Here is a 22,963-nt window from a genome sequence, read left to right on the forward strand (position 1 = left end):
GCCCGCTTTATGGCAGTTTACTTACCTTCCAGCACCCGGATATCGGCGCTGCCCAGGCGATCTTTCTCATCTTTACGCAGCTCAGCGACCTGCTTTGCGCTGACCGGTTCAGACGCTTTGTTGCCCCAGCTGTTGCGCACGAAGTTCACCACATCGGCAACCTGCTGATCGTTCAGACGCCAGCCGAACGCCGGCATGGTAATGGTCGACGGTGCGCCCTTCACGCCAGGCAGCTGACCGCCCACCAGCACGATATGGATCAGCGAGGTCGGATCATCGGCCTGTACCACCGGATTGCCACGCAGCGCCGGGAAGAAGCGCTGATAGCCGCTGCCGTCGGTTTTATGGCAGGCGGCACAGCTGTCGACATAGACCGATGCGCCGGTCGCGCTGTCATCGCCTTTCCACAACGCTTTGGCGGTGGCGTCATCGACGCTGAAGACCGTCTGGTGCGGATCTTTCGCACCTAGCGACTTCAGATAGCGCGCAATGGCGGTGATATCGGCGTCGCTCAGATGCTGCAGACTGTGCTCCACCACCTCGGTCATGCCACCAAAGGCGGCGGTCTGATCGTTGCGGCCATAGCGCAGGAACTGACGCAGATCCTCTTCACTCCAGCGGCCCAGGCCGTCACGGTTATCGCCGCGCAGGTTGCTGGCGGTCCAGCCATCAATCGGCGCGCTGCTGCCAGCCAGATAGTCGTGGCCTTCCTCGTTGTTCAGCGCTTTTTCCTGCATGGTGACGCTACGCGGCGTGTGGCAGGCACCACAGTGGCCCAGCCCTTCGACCAGGTAGCGACCGCGCGCCAGCACCGGGTCTTCCTGTGCGGCAGGCTGGAACGCCTTCACTTCCGGCGCAAATACCGTACGCCAGATCGCCAGCGGCCAGCGCATCGACAGCGGCCACGGAATGTCACTCTCTTTATTCGGCTGCTTCACCGCCGCCACGCCGTGCATGAAGTAAGCATACAGCGCCTTCATGTCCTCATCGCTGACCACCGCGTAAGAGGGAAACGGCATCGCCGGATAGAGCGTATCGCCATTTTTCGCCACGCCGTGACGGACCGCTTTCTGGAAGTCATCGTAGCTGTAGTCGCCAATGCCGGTCGCCGCATCGGGCGTGATATTGGTGGAGTAGATTGTGCCAATCGGCGTCGCCATCGGCAGGCCGCCGGCAAACGCCGCACCGTCTTTTGCGGTGTGGCAGGCCACACAGTCACCGGCTCGCGCCAGATACTCGCCCCGCTTCACCAGCTCGTCACGGTTGTCATCCGCCAGCGCGGCGAAGGTCAGGGTGCCCAGAATCAGGGCCAGAATGCCATTTTTCATCGCCATGTTCCTTATGCCTGCACCAGTGGACCTGGGCTTTTCAGGTACTGCTCACGAATCGCTCTGGCTGACCAGTATGTCAGCGCCGCCACCATGCCGGTCGGGTTGTAGCCCAGTCCCTGCGGGAAGGCGGAAGCGCCTGGCACGAACACATTTGGCACATCCCAGCTCTGCAGATAGCGGTTGACCGCGCTGGTTTTCGGGTCCTCGCCCATGATCGCGCCACCGCTGATGTGGGTGGTCTGATAGACGGTGGAATCGAAATGGGCACCCGGCTTTTTCGCGCCGCCGATGATCATTTTCGGGTTCATCGCTTCGGCGATTTTATGCATCTTGCCGACCATGAACTGCGCCATTTTGATGTCGTTCTCCTGCCAGTCGAAAGTCATGCGCAGCAGCGGCTGACCATAGGCGTCTTTGTAGTTCGGATCGAGATCGAGGTAGTTCACGCGATAGGACTGGTGCGCACCGTGGGCATCCATCGACAGATGATGGGTATAGGTGTCGGCCACGGCGGCTTTCCACTGGCTGCCCCAGTTTGGCGTGCCCGTTGGCACCGGCAGGCCAGAGACCGGTTTGGTGCCCGCCTGGTTGACCCAGAATGGCGATCCGCCGACAAAGCCATGCGGGCCGTGATCGAAGTTATCAGCATTGAAATCATCAATCCCGACGCCCGCGCCACCCGCACCGATAAACGGGTTGGTGGTGGTATTTTTGTCGAACAGCGCCTTCAGCGTCGAGAGGTTCTGATAGGCAAAGTTACGACCGACGGTGCCTTCGTTGGTGATCGGGTTGTAAGGCTTGCCGATGCCCGACAGCAGCATCAGGTGCACGTTGTGGAACTGGAAGGCGGAGAGGATCACCAGATCTGCCGGCTGCACCTGCTCACGGCCCTGTCCATCCACATAGGTCACGCCGGTGGCGCGCTTTTTGTCGTCGGTGAGGTTAACGCGCAGCACGTAAGCGTTGTTGCGCAGCTCAAACTTCGGCTCCTGGCGCAGCGCGGGCAGAATATTGACGTTCGGCGAGGCTTTGGAATACATGTAGCAGGCATAGCCACTGCAGAAACCGCAGAAGTTGCACGGTCCCATCTGTGCGCCGTAGGGATTGGTGTAAGGACCTGAGGTATTCGCAGACGGCAGATCGTAAGGATGATAGCCCACTGATTCCGCCGCCTGGGCGAACAGCTGCGCCGAATAAGTGCGCTTCTGCGCGGGCAGCGGGAAGTTATCTGAGCGATCGGGCGCAAACGGGTTACCGCCCTTCTCTTTCCCCACCACTTTGCCTTTGATGCTCCAGGCGCTGCCTGAAGTACCAAACACCTTTTCCGCCTTGTCGAAGAACGGCTCCAGTTCGTCATAGCTGACGCCGAAGTCCTGAATCGTCATGCCTTCCGGAATGAAGTTTTTGCCGTAGCGCTCTTCGTAATGGCTGCGCATCTGCAGCTCAATCGGATCGACGCGGAAATGGACGCCGGACCAGTGCAGGCCAGCGCCGCCGGTGCCGGTACCCGGCAGAAACGCCGCCAGCTGGCGATAAGGCACTGCAGTCTGCGAAGCATCATGACGGATGGTGACGGTGCTTTTAGAGAGATCCTGGAACAGTTTTTTGCGAACGTTATAGGTCAGCTCGTCAATTGACTGCGGATACGCGCCGTCAGGATAGGTATCGCGATGCGGTCCGCGCTCCAGCGCCAGCACGTTGAGGCCCGCCTCGGTCAGCTCTTTCGCCATGATCGCGCCTGCCCAGCCGAAGCCGACAATTACCGCATCCACTTTTTTCATTTCGTTTGCCATGCTTACGCTCTCTCCCCGCGAATTGACACTGACGGGAACGGATAACGTTCACCGCGCTCTACCCAGTCCATAAAGTCGGCGCGTGCGCCAGGGAAGTTGATCAGCTTCCAGCCCACCATCCCCTGATTGCCGCCGTGGATGGGATCGCTGAAGAAGCCTTCGCGGGTGTTTTGCAGCAGAAACGCAAAGAAGGTTTTGGCCGGTAGCTGGCTGAACTGCGCGCTGCCGCTTTCCATCGCCTGCAGCAAGGCATCCTGCTGTTCGCCGCTCAGCTGCGCGAACGCCTTGCCATGCTGCTGTTGGCTGAAATGATCGGCGTCTGCAATGCCGAGGCGATAGATCTGCTGCGGTACCAGCGGCAGCTGGTAGCCCAGCTCTTTGGGCAGGTCGGGATTAAACGGTCCCTGCATATACCAGTTGGAGCCGGTGGCGTACGGGGTGTTCATCTGACGATCGATGAACTCAGGTACGCCCGCCTCCAGCGCGCCAGGACCGCGTTCATCGTTTGGGATCAGGCGCGCAACGGCGGCGGTGATAAACGCAAATTCTTCGGCGGTGAACCAGGCTGGCTGGTAGTCACGCGCCTGTTGCGGTGCGGCCGGGGCCTCAGCCGCCTGTGCCGCCAGCGGCAGCGACAGTGCGCCCATCGCCGTGGTGCCTACCGCCATTGCTGGCGCCAGGGTAATAGTCTTCAGCAAAAAATCCCTGCGTGAATGACCCTTTTTTTGTTCTGACATGACATTGCCTCATTCCCGCCATTCAGGCGGTATGAAAGGGTAAATGGTTGCGTTGTTATGGTTTTTATTAGCGGATTCAGGGTTACAGCTTGATTGTTACCGGTAACAATGGGCGCTAGTGTAACACTGCTGTCGAGAAAGATTTAGCCTCTGGAAACAAAACCGCACAATTTCATTAACATCTATCCCCTTACTGTCATCAGCAGAAACAACAGACTACAGACATCAGGCAGGCAAAACGTTATAACAGGCAACACACAACAGCGGAGTGCCTATGTTTAAGTCTTTTTTCCCGCGGCCAGCGCTGTTTTTCAGCTCAGCGGCCATCTGGAGCTTATTAGCGATTTTTGCCTGGTTCGGCTTTGCCGCGCACCTGCCCGGTATGTGGCCAACATTCGAAGCCGCCATGAAACAACCTTTGCCAACCACTGCCGCACGGTTTATCGCCGCCAGCCAGCTGTGGTTTTATCTCTATTACTGGGTAATGGTGGCCATTTTTGCCCTCGCCTGGCGGCTGATTGATAATCATCCGTGGCAGCGCTGGTCAGTCTGGGGTTCGGCGCTGATTATCTTTGTCACCTGGTTTGGGGTGCAGGTCGGCGTAGCGGTCAACGCCTGGTATGGCCCGTTTTACGATCTGATTCAGAAGGCGCTGACAAAAGCAGGATCGGTGCAGATCGTCGAGTTTTACCACGAAGTACGCGCATTTCTCGGCATCGCGCTGATTGCGGTGGTGATTGGAGTCCTTAATTCCTTCTTTATCAGCCACTGGGTTTTCCGCTGGCGTACCGCCATGAACAATTACTACATGCACAACTGGCAGCGACTGCGTCACGTTGAAGGTGCGGCGCAGCGTGTACAGGAAGACACCATGCGGTTTGCCTCCACGCTGGAAGACTGGGGCGTCAGTTTTATTCAGGCGATCATGACCCTGGTGGCCTTTTTGCCGGTGCTGGTGGCGCTATCACACCACGTTAAAGATGTGCCCTTCCTTGGCAATATTCCTTATGCGCTGGTGATTGCCGCCGTGCTGTGGTCGGTGTTTGGCACCGGATTACTGGCGATAGTCGGGATTAAACTGCCAGGCCTGGAGTTTCGTAATCAGCGGGTGGAAGCGGCTTACCGTAAAGAGCTGGTGTATGGCGAGGATAATGCGGACCGTGCCCGGCCGCAGACGGTGCAGGAGCTGTTTGGTCGGGTGCGGTTCAACTACTTCCGCCTCTACTTTCACTATCTCTACTTCAACATCACCCGCATTCTCTATCTGCAGGTTGATAACGTGTTTGGCCTGTTCCTGCTGTTTCCGTCGATTGTGGCGGGCACCATTACGCTGGGCCTGCTGAACCAGATCACCAACGTGTTTGACCAGGTGCGCGGTTCGTTCCAGTACCTGATCGCCTCATGGTCAACGCTGGTTGAACTGATGTCGATCTACAAGCGTCTGCGCAGTTTTGAGCAGATTCTGGATGATATCCCACACGATGAGATGATGCGCGAAGCGTCAGAAGAGGTCTGATCGATTAAGGATAGCGACACTGTAGCTAGCGTGATCGGCTTCCCGCCTCGGTCGGAAATGACCTCAGCTCCCGGCCCGCGTCAGCGGGCTTTTTTACGGCAAAAAGCCACTCGTCAGAGTGGCTTCAGAGTACACAACGCCGGGGTTAAACGGCTCGCCCGCGCCGATAAGCGGCGATCACCTTTTACAGTGCAATACGCATTACGCTGTCAGGATCTTTTGGCGGCGCTTTACGCGAACCCGGTTGCTTCACGCTGACATACAACGCTTTGCCGTCAGCAGAGAGCGCCAGACTGTTGGGTAAACCGGGGGTTTTCACGCTGCGCTTCACGCTGAAACTGCTGGCATCAATGATGCTGACTTCACCCGCTTTACGATGGGTGACATAGAGCTCATTACGATCCGGATTGAACAGCACCGCCAGCGACTCCGGCACAGCGATCCGCTGGATCACCTGCTGATTACGCAGATCCACCACCAGCACCTGCGCCTGCTTCGAATCGCTGAGGAAGGCTCGCTGACCGCGCGTATCCAGCGCAATGTTCAGGAAAAAGTGCGCTTTATCGCCATCGATCTTCTGCTTTTTCTCCACGGCATTGGTGCGAGCGTTGATGGTGACCAGTTCACCGTCGCCGTTGGTCACGTAGACTTTCTGCGCCGCCGAATCGACCGCCAGGCCGGTTCCCATCTTGCCGGTATCTGGCACGGTACTAATCAGTTGCAGCGTGCTGCCATCCACCACCCAGACCACGCTCTGCGGTCCCAGACCGGTAACATAGACGCGATTGGTTTTGACATCGACCGCCACCTGTCGCGGCTGCAGCGGACGCACCGTTTCACTGCGCTTACGGCTATCCAGTACCAGAGTGTTCAGCACTTTTCCGCTGCTGGCATCGATGGCGGTCAGCGAACCCTCAACGGTATTGCCGACGTAAAGCACATTTGTCTGCGGATTGATCGCCGCGCCAAACGCCTTCAGTTCGGTATTGATCGACTGCTGCACCGCCAGCGTGGTGGGATCGAGACGGAACACCGTGCCGCCGTTACCGCTGCTGTTCTGCGATGAGGCCACAAACAGCGCGTTATCTTTTGGGCTGACGGCCAGTTCATATACGCCTTTGCCGATCGGCTGATTGATATCGTCTGCCTGCGCCGTCACTAATCCTGACGCAGAAAACAGCGCGGTTGCCAGCACCAGAGGACGCAGCGCCCAGCGGGTTTTGATTAACGCTTTCATAACTTCTCCATAGTTAATTCACCGCAGACGCGGTGAAAAGAAAGCCCGACATTGCAACCAGAAAGTCTCTGATCCGGGATCAGATGAGTTTGTTTTTGAGAATAATAATTATTTCGGGGGGAAAGAGACAGGATTATTATGGATGAGCGGCAAACGCCGCCAGGACGCCGGGTGGCGTCCTGTCAGCATAAGCGGATAAAGCGTGGCTTATTTCAGCAGTTCAGCGGTCATGTGAACGCCGTTATTGGTGTAGGCTTCGGTGATTTTATATGAAGCACCTTGTTCCTGCGCCTGAGCAGCAATTTTCGCTTCAGCGCCATCAAGCGTAGAGTCGATAGCGGTCACAGACTGGGCGAAACTGGCGAATGGCAGAACAGAAAGCGCGATAACTGCTGCAAAAGTTTTGATAGATTTCATGGTCAATTCCTCGATTAAGTTTTATCAGGTAAGGCGTGCTGCCTTGTTGATAGATATACTAGACCGGATCTTGATCAGTAAAAAGCGGAGACTTTTGCTTAACTCATTCAATAAAACTGATGATAAAAAGCACGTCTTGTATAGTTATCGCTCAAAAGGTTAATAATCCACACTCAGAAAAAAAGGCAGCATAAATGGCTGCCTTGCTCGATTTAACCGTGATGCCGTACCCGGGTGAAGATAGTCAGCGCCGCCAGCAACATCAGTCCCCCGCTGGCGAGGAACACACCGCCTGCGCCGCGCAGGTCAAACATCCAGCCGCCTGCCGCTGCCCCAACGGTGATCGCCAGCTGGATGGTAGCCACCAGTAAGCCGCCGCCCGATTCGGCATCGTCCGGCACGGCGCGTGAAATCCAGGTTGACCAGCCGGTCGGCATCGAACCAAACGCCATGCCCCATACCGCCACCCCGACGCCTACCAGCCAGCTGACGTCGCCGAAGCTCACCAGCAGCAGCGCGGTGAGGCTCATCAGCAGCGCCATGCCGCTCAGGGTCAGCGATACGCTGCGGGTCACCAGATAACCGGCCAGCGAGGTGCCAAAAAAGTTCGCCACGCCAAAGGCCAGCAACGCCAGCGACAGCTGGTTGAGATTCAGTTGGGCAACGCTTTCCAGGAACGGGCGCAGATAGGTAAAGAAGGCGAAGTGACCGGTAAACATCATAATGACGGCCAGCATACCCCAGCGCATCACCCCGATACGCAGCAGATCCAGTACCCCGCCGCTGCGCGTTTTGTTCTCTGGCGGCATCGCGGGCAGGGTAAAGAACTGCCACAGCAGCGCTACCGCGCCTAATCCGGCGGTCAGCATAAAGATGTTACGCCAGCCGACCAGCCCACCGAGGTAACTGCCGAGCGGCGTTGCAATGATTGTCGCCAGCGAGATGCCGCTAAAGACAATCGATAACGCGCGTGGCACCTGATCGGCCGGCACCAGCCGCATGGTAATGGCGGTCGATAACGTCCAGAAGCCACCGATCGCCATTCCCAGCAGCACGCGCGCCAGCAGGATTGTCGTCAGGCTGCCAGCCAGCGCTACCATCAGCGCTGAAGCGATCAGCAGCAGCGAAAACACCAGCATCACGATGCGGCGGTCAATCCGTCGGGTGACGCTGGCGGTGATCAGACTGGTAAACAGCGCAACCAGCGCGGTGATGGTAACAGTCTGGCCCGCCTGGCCTTCGGAGACGCCAAGGCTGTGGGCCATTGGCGTCAGTAAACTGACCGGTAAAAATTCGGCGGTGATCAGGCTGAATACGCCAAACGCCATAGCAAATACCGCGCCCCACGCGGGACGGGCGGGCGAGGAAACCTCATCAGCCACTTCGGTTGTCAGACTCATGCTGCTTCTCCGGATAGAAAAAAAGTAAGTGTGAGCATAGAGGGCAGACGCAAGACGATCTATGATGCTTACACCGTCATTTTTGATAATTCGTCTGGATTCACATGAGCCATTATGAAGATCTGACCAGTGAACTGCTGATGGGAATGCGGCTGTACGGCGTGAACTATCAGCGCATCGCCGTCAGCGCCCCGTTTGGGTTGCGCTTCGACAATTCGCCAGGCCGGGCGCAGTTTCACTTTGTCGGACGCGGTTCGCTGCTGGTGCGCAGTGCCTCAGGCGAGGTGTTTCAGCTTAACAGCGGCGATGCGTTGCTGGTGCCGCACGGTAAACCGCACAGCCTGATCTCCAGCGAAGAAGCGGATTGTCAGTGCATCGCCAATATGACCAGCAAGCCGATCTGCGACAGCGTCTGCGCCATTAATGCGCCAGCCGATGCCTGCGACGATGAGCATAGCGTGCTGCTGTTCAGCGCCTGTATGGCGTTTGAACTCGGAGGGATGCAGCCGCTGATCAATACCATGCCGGATGTGATGCTGGTCAGCACGCTGCTGTCGCAATACCCGGAGATCCGGCCGATTCTGGAAGCGATGGAGCGCGAGTCGCGGACCCGTCAGGCGGGCTTCGCTGGCATTCTTTCGCGGCTGGCTGACGTGGTGGCGGCGCTGATTGTGCGCGGCTGGGTGGAAAACGGCTGCGGCAAAAGTAGCGGACTGGTACAGGCGATGCGCGACCCGCGGCTCAGCCAGGCCATTGCGGCCATGCACCGCGAACCGGGTGAAAACTGGACGGTAGCGCGGCTGGCGCGCGTGGCGGGCTGCTCACGCTCGGTATTTGCCGAACGCTTTCTGAACGCCACCAGCATGACGCCGCTGCGTTACCTGACCGAACTGCGGATGCGGCTGGCAGTGCAGCGCATTGTGAATAACGGTGAAGCGGTGGAAGCCGTCGCCTTTCATCTCGGCTACGGCTCGATTGCCGCCTTCAGTCGCGCCTTTAAGCGCATTGTCGGTCAGTCGCCTGGCGCGCTGCGGGCCGGACGCGAGAGCGCCCAGGCGCTGGCCTCTTAGCGAAAGACGCTGATCGCCTCGACCAGGCGGTTAGCCTGATGCGTCATCCGACCGGAGGCTTCAGCGCTTTCGGCCACGCGGGCGGCGTTCTGGTGGGTGATGTCGTCGAGATCTTCCACCGCGCTGCTGACTTCGCTTAACGCCGTCGCCTGTTCCGCGGTGGCCGCGCTGATCTGCGCAATCAGTGCCGTGACGTTCTGTACCTGCGACACGATATCCTGCATCGTCCGGCCGGCCGCGCTGGCGTGATCATTGCCGGATTGCACCCGGCTGGCGCTGGTCTCTACCAGCGTTTTAATCTCGCTGGCGGCTTTGGCGCTGCGCTGCGCCAGGTTACGCACTTCACCTGCCACAACCGCAAACCCTTTGCCCTGTTCGCCAGCGCGTGCGGCTTCGACTGCCGCGTTCAGCGCCAGGATATTGGTCTGGAAGGCAATGCCGTCGATCACGCTGGTAATGTTGGCGATACGCTTTGAGCTGTCGGCAATTTCGCCCATCATCTCCATCATCTCTTTCATCACGTCGCCGCCTTTCATCGCCGCGCTGCTGGTATCTGACGACAGGGTGTTCACTTCATGAGCGGTTTCGGTGTTGCTTTTCACCGTCGCGGTCATCTCATTCATGGTGGCGGCGGTCTGCTGCACGTTGGCCGCCGCCTGCTCAGTGCGGCGACTCAGTTCATTGTTGCTGCGGGCGATGGCATCGCTGGCGCTGAGCACGTTGATTGCCTGTCCGCTGACGTCATCGACCAGCCAGCGGAACATAAGTCCGAGCTGGCCGATGGCGCGCAGCGTCACGCCGACTTCATCCACCCGATCCATCTGCTCGACTTTATGACTGGCACCGGTCGCCACGCTCAGCGCCTGTTTGCACATCCGCTCGATAGGTCGCGAGATCTGCTGCTCCAGCCACAGGCTGGACAGCGCCAGCAGCGCCGCCATGCCTGCGGTGAAGCTGCCCAGCGCCGGCGGCGTGACGCCCAGCGCCCAGACACCCGCCACCGACAGCGGCAATAAGGTCAGTAGCGTGCTGCGGATGCGCCAGCGAAGCGGTAGCGTTTTCAGCAGTGAGGCGGGACGACGCCAGCCGCTGCGCACCACCAGCCCCTTGTAGAAACGTCGCCCTTTCGCGCGTCCGGCCTGGAAATCCTGATACAGCGCCTCGGCCTGACGCACCTCTTCCACGCCCGGTTTAGTGCGCACCGACATATAGCCCTGCACATTGCCGTCCCGGACTACCGGAATGGCGTTGGCACGCACCCAGTAGTGATCGCCATTTTTACGGCGGTTTTTCACCAGTGCCGTCCAGGGTTCGCCCTGTTTCAGCGTCGCCCACATATCGGCAAAGGCCTCAGGCGGCATATCCGGGTGACGCACCATATTGTGTGGCTGCCCGTTAATCTCTTCGGTAGTAAATCCGCTCGCTTCGATAAAGGCATCGTTGGCATAGGTAATGTAGCTGTTGAGATCGGTAGTCGACATCAGGGTCGCATGATCGTCGAACAGATATTCACGCTGGGAGACAGGCTGGTTGTTACGCATCACAAGAGTCCTTGAGTACCCATCTCCTGCACGCTGCCGGTGGACGCCAGTGTGAAAAAGTCAGGTTGAGAAATAACGATTATCTTTTTTTATGTTTTCGGCATGGCCCATCACTCCCTTTAGCGTTTTGACTTAATTAACCGCAATAAAAAAGCCGCTTTGCAGCGGCTTTCACAATTTTTCCTTTATTCATTCGTTAGCACGACTGGAGAATAATGCCGCGGCGGGCCGCAGAGTCAGCTGAGGTCCACGTTGCGGGTACCAAACCACCAGGTCAGAAAAAATCCGCCCGTCCACGCGACCACCAGTCCCGCCAGATAAACCGCCATACCGGCAAAAATGCCCTGGCTGGAGGTCATCAGCGGCAGCGTCACCAGTCCGGACGGGCCAAACACGGTGTTCATGCCGACCGGTAAGCCCAGCCACGCCATCAGGCCAATGAAGAAACCGCCCAGCGCGCCGCCACCACAGGCGGTGATAAACGGCTTGAGGCGCGGCAGCGTGACGCCATAAATCAGCGGTTCGCCGACGCCAAGCAGCCCCGGAACAATCGCCCCTTTGATTTGCGCCCGCAGCAGCGCTCCTTTTTCCGCCTTACACCATAACGCCAGCGAGGCCCCGACCTGGCCTGCACCGGCCATCGCCAGGATCGGGAACAGCGAATTGAACCCCTGGGTTTCCATCAGCGCAAAGTAGACCGGAATAAACCCCTGATGAATGCCAAACATCACGGCGATCAGAAACAGTCCGGCCAGCAGTGCGCAGCCAAAAGGGTTGTTATTCAGGTGGATAAACAGCCAGGACATCCCTTTAAACAGCTCGCCACCCAGCGGCATAATCAGCAGGTAGGTGATTGCACCGGTGATCAGCAGCGTAAACAGTGAGGTGAGGATCATATCCAGATTATCCGGAATGATTTTGCGGATCTGCTTTTCAATGCCCGCCCCGATGATCGCCGCCAGCAGTACGCCGATGATATTGCCGCGCGGGTCGATGGTCAGGCCAAAAAAGCTCTCCATACCGCTGTAGTAGCCGACGGTGGCGGTCGGGACATAGCCGAGCACAAACAGTGAGGCGATGATCGCGCCATTCACTCCGCTGCCGCCAAACGCCTTCTGCGCGTTATAGCCAATCAGGATGCTGAGAAAGGTGAACAGCCCTTTGCCGAATACCTTCATGTAAGCCACGCTGTGCAGCAGCCACGGTGCATGGTCGCCTGGCGTATTGAGGTGCAGGCTCTGTTCTATCAGGGTGGCAAAACCCAGCAGTAAGCCCGCGCCGATAAAGCCCGGAATAAGCGGAGTAAAGATAGTGGCGAAGCGCGACAGAAACTGATGCAGGCCGCTGGTCTGTTTCGCCTTTAATTGTTGCTTATGCTGTGCGGCCAGTTCGCCGAGCGCAGGCGCTTCGCTCTGTGCCAGTAAGGTCTGCATCCTTTCGGCGGCGGTCTGCGCTTTGCCAGGACCCAGTACAATCTGTAGCTGGGCATCACTGTCGATCACCCCGAGCACGCCCGGCAGGCTTTTCAGCCGGGTGAGGTCGACCCGTTCGGGCTGGCTGAGCGTCAGCCGCAGCCGTGTCATGCAGTTGCCGCAGGCCGCGATATTCTGCGCGCCGCCGACCGCCTGCAGAATGTCGCGTAATAGCGCGTCAGTGATTTTCGCCATCAGCGTGCTCCCGCCGCCTGCAGCGCCTGGCGGATAAAGCCCTGATGTTGCCCCAGCAGCGTTTTCGCTTCTTCCGCCGTGAGTCCGGCCAGTACCATCAGGATCGCCGTTTTGCAGTGGCCGCCACAGGCGTTCAGCGCGGTGCTGGCAGTGGTATCATCGCAGTCGGTTGCCTGTTTGACGATGTTGACCTGGCGCTGCACCAGTTTCTGATTGGTCGCTTCCACATCCACCATCAGGTTGCCGTAGACTTTCCCGCTGCGGATCATCGCACCGGTGGTCAGCATGTTCAGCACCAGTTTCTGCGCGGTTCCCGCTTTCATGCGCGACGAGCCGGTGACCACTTCCGGCCCCACCACGGGCGTCAGGGCGATTGCAGCGGCCTGCGACATCGGACTGTCGGGATTACAGGTTAGCGCGACGGTGGTGGCACCAATCTCACCAGCATAGGCCAGCGCACCCAGCACGTAAGGGGTGCGGCCGCTGGCAGCGATGCCCACCAGCACATCCTGGCGGCTGAAGTGGATGTCGCGCAGATCCTGCGCGCCCTGCTCCCGGTTATCTTCGGCATTTTCTACCGCCTGCAGAATGGCTTTATGACCACCGGCGATCAGCCCTATCACCTGTTCGCGCGGTGTACCAAAGGTTGGCGGGCACTCGCTGGCATCCAGAATACCCAGCCGGCCCGAGGTGCCGGCACCGCAATAGATCAGCCGGCCACCGGCCTGGAATGCCGCGCAGATAGCATCAACCGCCGTGGCGATCTGCGGCACAATCGCTTCCACCGCCAGCGCCACTTTTTTATCTTCATCATTAATGACGCGCAGCATCGCTTCGGTCGACAGTTCGTCAATGTTCTGACTGGCAGGATTACGGCCTTCGGTGATCATCTGGCTGAGGTCAATTTTCATAGCAGGCTCCGTATAGGAATAAATTATTCAATAGATGAACTATCATAACGAATGATTAATTCATGGGGTGAGATCTTTTTTTTATTGCTGCGAGGTGGGGATCAAATAAAACGGGAATCCTGGTGGGCAGGTGTCCAGTTCTGAGCGGGTGCCGGAGGCGTGCTTCAGGTCGGGTGCCGGGTCAGAAAAGATTCACCCGATCGTAAAGACGCATTCGTCATCCATGACGCTCGGCCCGCGCCTTCCCTGGCGCGGGACGCTTTACTCTTCGGGTGAACCTTTTCTTCCCGCGGGCTTTTGGATCGCTTTTGAAAAGAGAAGAGACAAGGTCAGGTGTCAGGTGTCAGGTTTCAGGTGTCAGGTGTCAGGTAAGGTGTGCGGTTGAACCGGTCACAGTCATTTGCCGGAAACAAAAAAGGCCCAACCTTCGTTGAGCCTTTTTATTAAACCGCGTGATTAACTGGCGGTCTGAGTCCGCAGTTGCAGTTCGTACTCTTTCGCCTGCTCTGCGTCGAACTGGTTTTCCCAGCGGGCAATCACCAGCACCGCCAGGGCGTTACCAATGACGTTCAGCGCGGTACGCGCCATATCCATAATACGGTCGACACCGGCGATAAACGCCAGCCCTTCCAGCGGAATACCGACGCTGCCCAGCGTTGCCAGCAAGACCACAAACGAAACGCCCGGCACGCCAGCGATGCCTTTCGAGGTCACCATCAGCGTCAGCACCAGGATAATCTCGTCGCCCAGTGACAGGTCGATGCCATACAGCTGCGCGATAAAGATGGCAGCGATACTCTGGTAGAGGGTTGAGCCATCCAGGTTAAACGAATACCCGGTCGGCACCACGAAGCTGGTGATCGCTTTCGGCGCGCCGTAGGCTTCCATCTTCTGCATGATGCGCGGCAGTACCGTCTCCGAGCTGGAGGTGGAGTAAGAGAGAATCAGCTCATCTTTAAGGATGCGCATCAGCGTGGTGATACGCAGCTTACAGAAACGCGCCACGCCGCCCAGCACCACAAAGGCGAAGAACAGAATCGCCGCGTAGACCAGCAGCACCAGCTTAGCCAGCGGCCACAGCGAGGCGAAGCCGAAGTTCGCGATGGTGACGGCAATCAGCGCAAACACACCGATCGGCGCATAGCGCATGATCATGTGTGTCACTTTAAACATCGCTTCTGAGATGCCACGGAACAGGTTCACCAGCGGATCGCGCTGCTCTGATGGTAGCGATGAGAGGCCTAAGCCAAACAGCACCGAGAAGAAGATAATCGGCAGCATGTCACCTTTCGCCATCGAGGCGAAAATGTTCTGCGGGATCAGCGACAGGATAGTGGCGACCAGGCTATGCGGCCCGCCCTGCACTTCTGCCGTGGTGGCTTCATATTTAGAGATGTCCACCGTTGCCAGCGTTGACATATCGATGCCGGTGCCAGGTTGAAATACGTTAGCCAGGGTAATCCCGACCACAATGGCAAGGGTGGTGATCACTTCAAAGTAGAGAATCGTTTTGACGCCGATGCGCCCCAACTTTTTGGCATCGCCGACGCCGGCAATGCCGACGATCAGTGATGAGATCACAATCGGTACCACAATCATCTTAATCAGATGGATAAAGATGTCGCCCGCCGGGCTGAGAATATTGGTGACTAACCATTCACGATTGTCTGGCTGATTATGCAGCACGGCACCCACAACGATGCCAAGCACCAGGGCTATCAGAATCTGCCAGGCCAGGCTGATTTTAAAACCTTTCATAACGCGTAATTTCCTCAGTCAAAACCCGTTTCTCTCTACTGCGAAGGTGCAGAAGACAATACACACAGGGAAGTGAGCAAAAAGCCCGGTAAATTAGAGGGTGTTTGGAGACAGCGCCTCGCACGAAAATCTGATGATTCCCATACCCATTTTCAGACGCGGTCTGAGTTGATACCTGCAGAACAGGGGCGAGATAAGTACCATTTTCACTGTGGTAAATGCAACCCTTGGCGTCTTCGTTTAAAAGTTCACCACCTGAGTAGCATAAAATGCTGCGCCAGCCGTAAATCCCTAACCTGCTGTTATGAAAAGTATTAGTTCGATGAATTAACGCATAGCTATGCAGAATTGCGCAAAAACTCACCCGGCGCGTTTGCTCGCTTTTTGAACACGGGAAAACACAAAAGGTTACACCTTAATTCCCTATTACCGGCAGGGAGTTAAGCGCAATTCGGCCGTCATCGACGCGCGGGCGCGCGCAGGGTTTATCGCGTGATCTACGGCGCAAAAAAGAAACAAAGCCTCAGGGCGGGCTTCAATTAACCATTGATTGACATATCATTAACATCTTCAAGGAGATCCGCCATGAGCCAAATACATAAACATCCCGTTCCAGAGAATATTGCAGCAAACACCCTGATTACCGCTGAACAGTATCAGACGATGTATCAGCAATCTGTCACTGATCCGGATGCGTTCTGGGGCGAACAGGGCAAAATCCTCGACTGGATCAAGCCCTACAGCAAAGTGAAAAACTGCTCGTTTGCGCCGGGAAATATTGACATTCGCTGGTACGAAGATGGCACGCTCAACCTGGCGGCAAACTGCCTTGACCGGCATTTGCAGACCCGCGGCGACCACCCGGCAATTATCTGGGAAGGCGACGACGCCAGCGAGAGTAAGACCCTGACCTTCCGCCAGTTGCATGCTGAAGTCTGTCGCTTCGCCAACGTGCTGGAATTACTCAAGGTGAAGAAAGGCGATGTGGTAGCGATCTACATGCCGATGGTACCGGAAGCCGCGGTAGCGATGCTGGCCTGTGCGCGCATCGGTGCCGTCCATTCGGTGATTTTTGGTGGCTTCTCACCGGAAGCGGTGGCGGGCCGGATCGTCGATTCCAGCGCCTCGCTGGTGATTACTGCCGATGAAGGGATTCGTGCCGGACGCAGCATCCCGCTGAAGAAGAACGTCGATGATGCGTTAAAAAATCCTAACGTTACCAGCGTGAAGAACGTGGTGGTGTTTCAGCGCACCGGCAGTGATATCGGCTGGGTAGAAGGCCGCGACAGCTGGTGGCATGAGCTGATGCTGAATGCCAGTACCAATCACTCTCCGGCTGAAGTCGGGGCGGAAGATCCGCTGTTTATCCTTTATACCTCCGGCTCGACCGGCAAGCCGAAAGGGGTGCTGCACACCACCGGCGGTTATCTGGTTTACGCTGCCACTACCTTTAAATTTGTCTTCGATTACCATCTGGACGACGTCTACTGGTGTACCGCTGACGTCGGCTGGATCACCGGTCACAGCTACCTGATTTACGGCCCGCTGGCCTGTGGCGCGACCACGCTGATGTTTGAAGGCGTGCCGAACTGGCCGACCCCGAGCCGCATGGCGGAAGTGGTGGATAAGCACAAGGTGACGCTGCTCTACACCGCTCCGACCGCTATCCGCGCCCTGATGGCCGAAGGCGATAAAGCGATTCAGGGCACCGACCGCAGCACGCTGCGCATCATGGGTTCGGTCGGTGAACCGATTAATCCGGAAGCCTGGGAGTGGTACTACAAGAAAATCGGTAACAGCCGCTGCCCGATCGTCGATACCTGGTGGCAGACTGAAACCGGTGGCTTCATGATCACGCCATTGCCGGGTGCGACCGAACTCAAGGCGGGATCGGCCACCAAACCTTTCTTCGGCGTGCAGCCAGCGCTGGTCGATAATGAAGGCCAGCCGCAGCTAGGGGCCTGTGAAGGCAATCTGGTGATCACTGAATCCTGGCCGGGTCAGGCGCGTACGCTGTATGGCGACCATGAGCGCTTTGAACAGACCTACTTCTCTACCTTTAAGAATGTCTACTTCAGCGGCGACGGCGCGCGTCGTGACGAGGATGGTTATTACTGGATCACCGGACGGGTAGATGACGTCCTCAACGTCTCCGGCCACCGTCTGGGCACCGCTGAGATTGAGTCAGCGCTGGTGTCGCACCCGAAAATTGCCGAAGCCGCGGTGGTGGGCATTCCGCACAGCATCAAGGGCCAGGCGATTTACGCTTACATCACTCTGAATCATGGCGAAGAGCCGTCGCCGGAGTTGTACACCGAAGTGCGTAACTGGGTACGTAAAGAGATCGGCCCGATTGCCACCCCGGATGTGCTGCACTGGACCGACTCGCTGCCGAAAACCCGCTCCGGCAAGATCATGCGCCGTATTCTGCGCAAAATCGCCACCGGTGATACCACCAATCTTGGCGATACCTCGACCCTCGCCGATCCTGGCGTAGTGGAAAAACTGCTTGAGGAGAAACAGTCGATCAAAATGCCGTAAGCGCACCTTATCCGGCGGGAAGATCATTTCCCGCCATGCCCGCCCTACGCAGTGTGTTTCTGTAGTCACAAATAAAATTACCAGCCGAACCCGCGCCCAGGCGTGAGGTTTACGCCTGCAAGACCTCTGGAGAAAATGTGATGAATGACGCCCTTTCGAAACAGGATGCAATCTACCAACAGATTGAACGTAATCCCCGCTTTCATGAGTTAGTTCGTAAGCGCCAGGCGTTTGCCACGCTGCTGTCGCTGATCATGCTGGTGCTCTATGTCGGGTTTATCCTGCTGATCGCCTTCGCGCCGGGCTGGCTCGGCACGCCGCTCCATCCCGGCACCAACGTTACCCGCGGTATTCCTATTGGCGTCGGACTGATTGTGATGTCATTTGTGCTGACCGGCATTTACGTCTGGCGCGCCAACGGCGAGTTTGATCGCCTGACCAAAGCGATCCTGAGCGAGGTGAAATCATGATACGTCTCTGCTTATGGATGCTGGCGGCGCTGCTGCCGTTTTCGGCGCTGGCCGCCGATGCGATTACCGGCGCGGTGCAGCGTCAGGCGGTCAACTACCAGGCGATCATCATGTTTGTGATTTTCGTGGGTGCCACGCTGGGCATTACTTACTGGGCGTCAAAGCGCACCCGTTCGCGTAGCGACTATTACACCGCTGGCGGCAACATTACCGGCTTTCAGAATGGCCTGGCGATGGCAGGCGACTTTATGTCTGCCGCCTCGTTTCTCGGTATTTCGGCGCTGGTCTATACCTCCGGTTATGACGGCCTGATCTACTCGCTCGGCTTTTTAGTCGGCTGGCCGATGATTCTGTTCCTGATCGCCGAACGGCTGCGTAACCTTGGGCGCTACACCTTCGCCGACGTGGCCTCATATCGCCTGAAGCAGAAACCGATCCGTACCCTGTCCGCCTGTGGTTCGCTGGTGGTGGTGGCGCTCTATCTGATCGCCCAGATGGTCGGTGCCGGTAAACTGATTCAGCTGCTGTTTGGCCTCAATTACCATGTGGCGGTGGTGCTGGTCGGCATTCTGATGGTGATGTATGTGCTGTTTGGCGGCATGCTGGCGACCACCTGGGTGCAGATTATCAAGGCGGTGCTGCTGCTGTTTGGTGCCACCTTTATGGCGGTGATGGTGATGAAAACCACCGGCTTCAGCTTCAATACGCTGTTTACCGAAGCGATGGCGGTCCACCCGAAAGGCATCGCGATTATGCAGCCGGGCGGGCTGGTGAAAGATCCCATCTCGGCGCTGTCGCTGGGGCTGGGATTGATGTTTGGTACCGCCGGCCTGCCGCATATCCTGATGCGCTTCTTTACCGTCGCCGATGCCAAAGAGGCGCGTAAAAGCGTTTTCTGGGCCACCGGCTTTATGGGCTATTTCTACTTCCTGACCTTTATTATCGGCTTTGGCGCGATCCTGCTGGTCGGTGCCAATCCGGCGTTTAAAGATGCCAGCGGCGCGCTGATTGGCGGCACCAATATGGCGGCGGTGCATCTGGCCAACGCGGTGGGCGGCAGTACCTTCCTCGGCTTTATCTCGGCAGTAGCTTTCGCCACCATTCTGGCGGTGGTCGCGGGCTTAACCCTGGCCGGTGCCTCGGCGGTTTCGCACGACCTCTACGCCAGCGTCTACCGTAAAGGCCAGGCGAGCGAACGTGATGAGCTGCGGGTCTCTAAGATCACCGTGCTGGTATTGGGGATTGTGGCGATTGCGCTGGGTATCCTGTTTGAGAAGCAGAACATCGCGTTCATGGTAGGCCTGGCCTTCTCAATTGCCGCCAGCTGTAACTTCCCGATTATTCTGCTGTCGATGTACTGGTCAAAACTGACCACGCGCGGCGCGATGGTCGGTGGCTGGCTGGGGCTGATTACCGCCGTGGTGCTGATGATCCTCGGCCCGACCGTCTGGGTGCAGGTGCTGGGTCATGCTAAGCCGATCTATCCGTATGAGTATCCGGCGCTGTTCTCGATGGCGATTGCTTTTATCGGCACCTGGCTGTTCTCGGTCACCGATCACTCGCAGCAGGGAGCCGAGGAGCGTTCACGCTTCCGGATGCAGTTTATCCGTTCGCAGACCGGCTCCGGTATCGATCAGGGCAGAGCGCACTAGGTTCCGGTTAAGCGAGAGATAAAAAAAGGGCGGCACCCCTCAGGGTGCCGCCCTTTTCTCTTGATCGGCAGAATCAGAAACGCAGCGAAGCGCCGACGTACGGACCGTCGACCAGTACGTTATCTTTACGGCCATCTTTGTTGTTCAGTTCGATGTACTGATAACCGACGCGCAGGTTAAGCAGTGAAATCGGGGTGAAGCTCAGGCCACCGCCCGCTTCCTGGTAGCTGTCGAGCTGATCGGTAAACGATTCTGGCGCATAGTAATATTCGCCATACAGACCCCACATGCTGTTGAAGTTGTATTGCGCTGCGCCACCCAGCGCCACCGCAAATCCATCTTTTCCATCTTCAGGATGGGTGAAGATCGCTTTTGCGGTCGGCGCCAGACGCAGAGGTCCGAAATCAACGTTGTAACCCAGACCGGCACCGTAGGTGCTGCCGTCATGGTCGCTGCGCAGCCAGTTGCCTTTCAGAAACAGGCCGGGTGTGGTGGTGCCAAGACCTACATTCAGGTTGGTGTTGTGCTCGCTGACGTCAACACTGCCTTCGATAGCCTGTGCTGCACCGCTCAGTAAAACGAGGCCAAGTGCGCTCCCGGTAACAAGTTGCTTAAACATGATTCCACTCCATGAAGGACAATTAATTCGGCGGCAAGGTTAACAGCCTGAAATCGGGAAACAACAAAATCTGGAAAACTTTACGTAAAAATACGTGTCTCATTCAGGTCGCCCGCCGTCGCCTGCGTAACGCAGTCTGGACTATATCGCCCACATCAGGCGGCCGATCAGCGGCGCCAGCACCACGGTAACCACGCCGGACAGCATCATCACCAGACTGGCGACCACGCCCTCCTGCTGACCGAGCTGATAGGCGCGAGCCGTACCGGCACCGTGCGAGGCTGCGCCGAATCCCGCGCCTTTTGCCACGCCCTGCTTAATCGCGATCCGCAGAAACAGCACATCACCTACCGCCATGCCAAACACCCCGGTGATGACCACAAACAGCGCCACCAGATCCGGCTGACCGCCAATCGGCCCCGCCGCCGCCAGCGCAAACGGCGTGGTGATGGAGCGCACCGCCAGGCTGCGCTGAATCGACTCCGGCAGCGTTAACAGACGCGCCAGCCAGACGGAACTGCAGACGGCGACCAGAGTAGCAGTTAACACGCCCGCGCTGAGCGATAGCCAGTGGCGTTTGATGATGGCCACGTTCTCATATACCGGTACCGCAAACGCCAGCGTTGCCGGTCCCAGCAGCCACAGCAGCCAGTGGTTTTCGGCAATATAATCCTGCCAGCTGATGTGGGTCAGCAGCAGCAGCGCCACCAGCACCACGGGCGTCATCACCAGCGGCATCAACAGCAGCGTGCGCCAGCGGCGATAAAGCCGTTTATTCAGCGCATAAACCAGCAGCGTGACCGCCACGCACAGCAGGCTGACCATCAGATCACGCATCATTGCCCTGCTTACGCGCGGCACGCGCGACTTCGTAACGGTAAAGCCGATCGACCACCAGCGCGGTCGAGGCCAGCACCAGCAGCGTACTGACGCCAATCACCACGCAGATGCGCCAGCCATCAACCCGCAGCAGATCACCGTAGTTCACCACCGCCACCACCGCCGGAATAAAGAACAGCAGCATCTCCGCCAGCAGCCAGCGGGAGCCCGCTTTAACCCAGCTCAGCGGCAGCACCCGCGTGACGATTAACGCCAGCATCAGCAGCATACCGACAATATTGGCGGGCAACGGCAGATGCAGCCAGTTGACCAGTTGCTGACAGGCAACAAACACACCGATATACAACCCCAGCTGTAACGGCAGGCTGAGCCACTGCAACCGGCCAGGCCTGTGTGAACTGAGCGCGAGTGCCATCACCTTTTCTCCCCGATTAAATTCAGGGGAACAGTATAAATCGCCGACAGAGAGTGAAAAAAATGAATTAATATTATTGAAATCATGCCTGAAAGGAATAGTTATGGACGTTCGTGCCCTGCGTTACTTTACCGAGGTGGTCCGCCAGCAGAGTTTCACCCGCGCCGCGCAAAAACTGTTCGTCACCCAGCCGACCATCAGCAAAATGCTGCGCCAGCTGGAGGAGGAGTTGGGCTGTACCCTGATTCTGCGTGATGGTCGTCGCCTGCACCTGACCGACAGTGGTCAGGCGGTCTATCAGCGTGGCGTGGCGATTCTGCAGGAGTTTCATCAACTGGAAGCGGAGATTGGCGACATTAACCAGCTAAAGACCGGTGAACTGCGGCTCGGTATTCCGCCGATGGTCGGGATGCAGATTGCCGGATCGATCTCCGCCTTTCGTCGTCGTTATCCCGGCGTGAAGCTGAAAATCTCTGAGTTTGGCGGTCTGACGGTGCAACAGGCGGTGCTGGCCGGCAGCCTCGATATCGCCCTGACGGCGCTGCCGGTCGATGCCGACCTGCCGCTCAACACTCTGCCACTGATGCATCATCCGCTCTGCGTGCTGCTGCCGCGTCGGCCGGAATGGCTGAGCCGCAGCCAGATAGGGCTGGCCGAACTGGCGCAGCATCCGTTGCTGATATTCAATGAGGAGTTTTCGCTCAATCGTCAGCTGATGCAGGCGTTCCAGCGACAGAATCTGACGCCAACGGTGGCGGTGCGCAGCGGTCAGTGGGATTTTCTGGCGGCAATGGTACAGGCGGAAATGGGGCTGGCGATTCTGCCGGAGCCGATCTGTCAGCGTCTCGATAAGCAGTCGCTGCTGTGGCTGCCGCTGGAGTCGGAGCTGAAGTGGAGCCTGGGATTGATCTGGCGTGAAGGGAATTATCTGTCGCGTAGTGCTCAGGCGTGGATTGACTGCTGCCGCGAACACTGGCCCGATCGGGTACCGCGCCTGTCGGTGTGAGCCAGCGGCACGCTGCAACGGCTGCGCAGCGTGCCGGCCGGG

The 22,963-nt window shown here is 57.8% G+C and carries 19 protein-coding genes; 6 read left to right on the plus strand and 13 right to left on the minus strand.

The genetic code is table 11. From position 1 onward, the window contains the following. Positions 1-17: 17 nt before the first annotated feature. From WFK59_RS13195 to WFK59_RS13205, 3 genes are read right to left on the minus strand one after another with little or no spacing between them, the layout of a single operon-like run. Positions 18-1,328, minus strand: a complete 1,311-nt coding sequence (locus WFK59_RS13195; RefSeq protein ID WP_233985542.1) for a c-type cytochrome — start codon at positions 1,326-1,328, stop codon at positions 18-20. A gap of 11 nt (positions 1,329-1,339) precedes the next feature. Beyond that, complete coding sequence (locus WFK59_RS13200) at positions 1,340-3,124, minus strand: GMC family oxidoreductase (protein WP_233985543.1); 1,785 nt, start codon at positions 3,122-3,124, stop codon at positions 1,340-1,342. 2 nt (positions 3,125-3,126) lie between these two features. Continuing rightward, the gene (locus WFK59_RS13205; protein WP_233985544.1) at positions 3,127-3,861 is read right to left on the minus strand and encodes a gluconate 2-dehydrogenase subunit 3 family protein; all 735 of its coding nucleotides are present in this window, start codon (positions 3,859-3,861) and stop codon (positions 3,127-3,129) included. Positions 3,862-4,135: 274 nt separating this feature from the next. Between WFK59_RS13205 and sbmA the strand changes: the two genes are divergently transcribed. Beyond that, positions 4,136-5,377: a peptide antibiotic transporter SbmA gene (gene sbmA / locus WFK59_RS13210; RefSeq protein ID WP_233985545.1), complete on the plus strand. Its 1,242-nt coding sequence runs from the start codon at positions 4,136-4,138 to the stop codon at positions 5,375-5,377. 184 nt (positions 5,378-5,561) lie between these two features. Here sbmA and yncE read toward each other — a convergent pair whose 3' ends face one another. The 3 genes from yncE to WFK59_RS13225 form a co-directional block, all read right to left on the minus strand. After that, a complete protein-coding gene (gene yncE / locus WFK59_RS13215) occupies positions 5,562-6,614 on the minus strand; it encodes a 7-bladed beta-propeller protein YncE (RefSeq protein ID WP_336755965.1) in 1,053 nt (350 codons plus the stop codon). Between the two features lie 207 nt (positions 6,615-6,821). Further along, positions 6,822-7,031 carry a DUF1471 domain-containing protein gene (locus WFK59_RS13220; protein WP_233985547.1) on the minus strand — a complete coding sequence of 70 codons (210 nt, stop codon included), beginning with the start codon at positions 7,029-7,031 and terminating at the stop codon, positions 6,822-6,824. Between the two features lie 212 nt (positions 7,032-7,243). Next, positions 7,244-8,431, minus strand: coding sequence for an MFS transporter (locus WFK59_RS13225; protein WP_293000149.1), 1,188 nt, complete (start codon positions 8,429-8,431; stop codon positions 7,244-7,246). Between the two features lie 104 nt (positions 8,432-8,535). On the opposite strand from WFK59_RS13225, the gene WFK59_RS13230 reads away from it, so the two are divergent. After that, on the plus strand, positions 8,536-9,501 hold the full coding sequence (locus tag WFK59_RS13230) for an AraC family transcriptional regulator (protein WP_233985549.1): 966 nt from the start codon (positions 8,536-8,538) through the stop codon (positions 9,499-9,501). On the opposite strand, the gene WFK59_RS13235 is transcribed toward WFK59_RS13230, so the two are convergent. The 4 genes from WFK59_RS13235 to gltP all read right to left on the minus strand — a co-directional run bounded on the left by WFK59_RS13235 (position 9,498) and on the right by gltP (position 15,378). Further along, on the minus strand, positions 9,498-11,042 hold the full coding sequence (locus WFK59_RS13235; protein WP_336755966.1) for a methyl-accepting chemotaxis protein: 1,545 nt from the start codon (positions 11,040-11,042) through the stop codon (positions 9,498-9,500). The genes WFK59_RS13230 and WFK59_RS13235 overlap by 4 nt on opposite strands. Positions 11,043-11,278: 236 nt before the next feature. Further along, positions 11,279-12,709, minus strand: a complete 1,431-nt coding sequence (gene murP / locus WFK59_RS13240) for a PTS N-acetylmuramic acid transporter subunit IIBC (protein ID WP_336755967.1) — start codon at positions 12,707-12,709, stop codon at positions 11,279-11,281. After that, positions 12,709-13,620, minus strand: coding sequence for an N-acetylmuramic acid 6-phosphate etherase (murQ, locus tag WFK59_RS13245; RefSeq protein WP_336755968.1), 912 nt, complete (start codon positions 13,618-13,620; stop codon positions 12,709-12,711). Before murQ ends, murP begins: the two co-directional genes overlap by 1 nt. Positions 13,621-14,076: 456 nt before the next feature. Further along, complete coding sequence (gltP, locus tag WFK59_RS13250) at positions 14,077-15,378, minus strand: glutamate/aspartate:proton symporter GltP (protein ID WP_233985553.1); 1,302 nt, start codon at positions 15,376-15,378, stop codon at positions 14,077-14,079. A 585-nt stretch (positions 15,379-15,963) separates the two neighbouring features. On the opposite strand from gltP, the gene acs reads away from it, so the two are divergent. The 3 genes from acs (at position 15,964) to actP (ending at position 20,041) form a co-directional block, all read left to right on the plus strand. Then, complete coding sequence (gene acs, locus WFK59_RS13255; protein WP_336755969.1) at positions 15,964-17,919, plus strand: acetate--CoA ligase; 1,956 nt, start codon at positions 15,964-15,966, stop codon at positions 17,917-17,919. A 140-nt stretch (positions 17,920-18,059) separates the two neighbouring features. Then, on the plus strand, positions 18,060-18,389 hold the full coding sequence (locus tag WFK59_RS13260; protein ID WP_069729448.1) for a DUF485 domain-containing protein: 330 nt from the start codon (positions 18,060-18,062) through the stop codon (positions 18,387-18,389). Continuing rightward, the gene (gene actP / locus WFK59_RS13265; RefSeq protein ID WP_233985555.1) at positions 18,386-20,041 is read left to right on the plus strand and encodes a cation/acetate symporter ActP; all 1,656 of its coding nucleotides are present in this window, start codon (positions 18,386-18,388) and stop codon (positions 20,039-20,041) included. Before WFK59_RS13260 ends, actP begins: the two co-directional genes overlap by 4 nt. A 73-nt stretch (positions 20,042-20,114) precedes the next feature. On the opposite strand, the gene WFK59_RS13270 is transcribed toward actP, so the two are convergent. The 3 genes from WFK59_RS13270 to WFK59_RS13280 form a co-directional block, all read right to left on the minus strand. Next, positions 20,115-20,660: a YfaZ family outer membrane protein gene (locus WFK59_RS13270; RefSeq protein ID WP_031375496.1), complete on the minus strand. Its 546-nt coding sequence runs from the start codon at positions 20,658-20,660 to the stop codon at positions 20,115-20,117. Between the two features lie 141 nt (positions 20,661-20,801). Beyond that, complete coding sequence (locus WFK59_RS13275; protein ID WP_336755987.1) at positions 20,802-21,497, minus strand: LrgB family protein; 696 nt, start codon at positions 21,495-21,497, stop codon at positions 20,802-20,804. Beyond that, entirely contained in the window at positions 21,490-21,915 is a 426-nt protein-coding gene (locus WFK59_RS13280; protein ID WP_233985557.1) for a CidA/LrgA family protein, read from the minus strand. The genes WFK59_RS13275 and WFK59_RS13280 overlap by 8 nt, the downstream gene beginning before the upstream one ends. A gap of 103 nt (positions 21,916-22,018) precedes the next feature. Here WFK59_RS13280 and WFK59_RS13285 point away from each other — a divergent pair, with 103 nt between their 5' ends. Then, positions 22,019-22,921, plus strand: a complete 903-nt coding sequence (locus tag WFK59_RS13285) for a LysR family transcriptional regulator (protein ID WP_233985558.1) — start codon at positions 22,019-22,021, stop codon at positions 22,919-22,921. Positions 22,922-22,963 lie beyond the last annotated feature (42 nt).

The organism is Pantoea sp. USHLN298 (assembly GCF_037149395.1).
In the GTDB taxonomy this organism is placed as follows: Bacteria; Pseudomonadota; Gammaproteobacteria; order Enterobacterales; family Enterobacteriaceae; genus Pantoea; species Pantoea astica.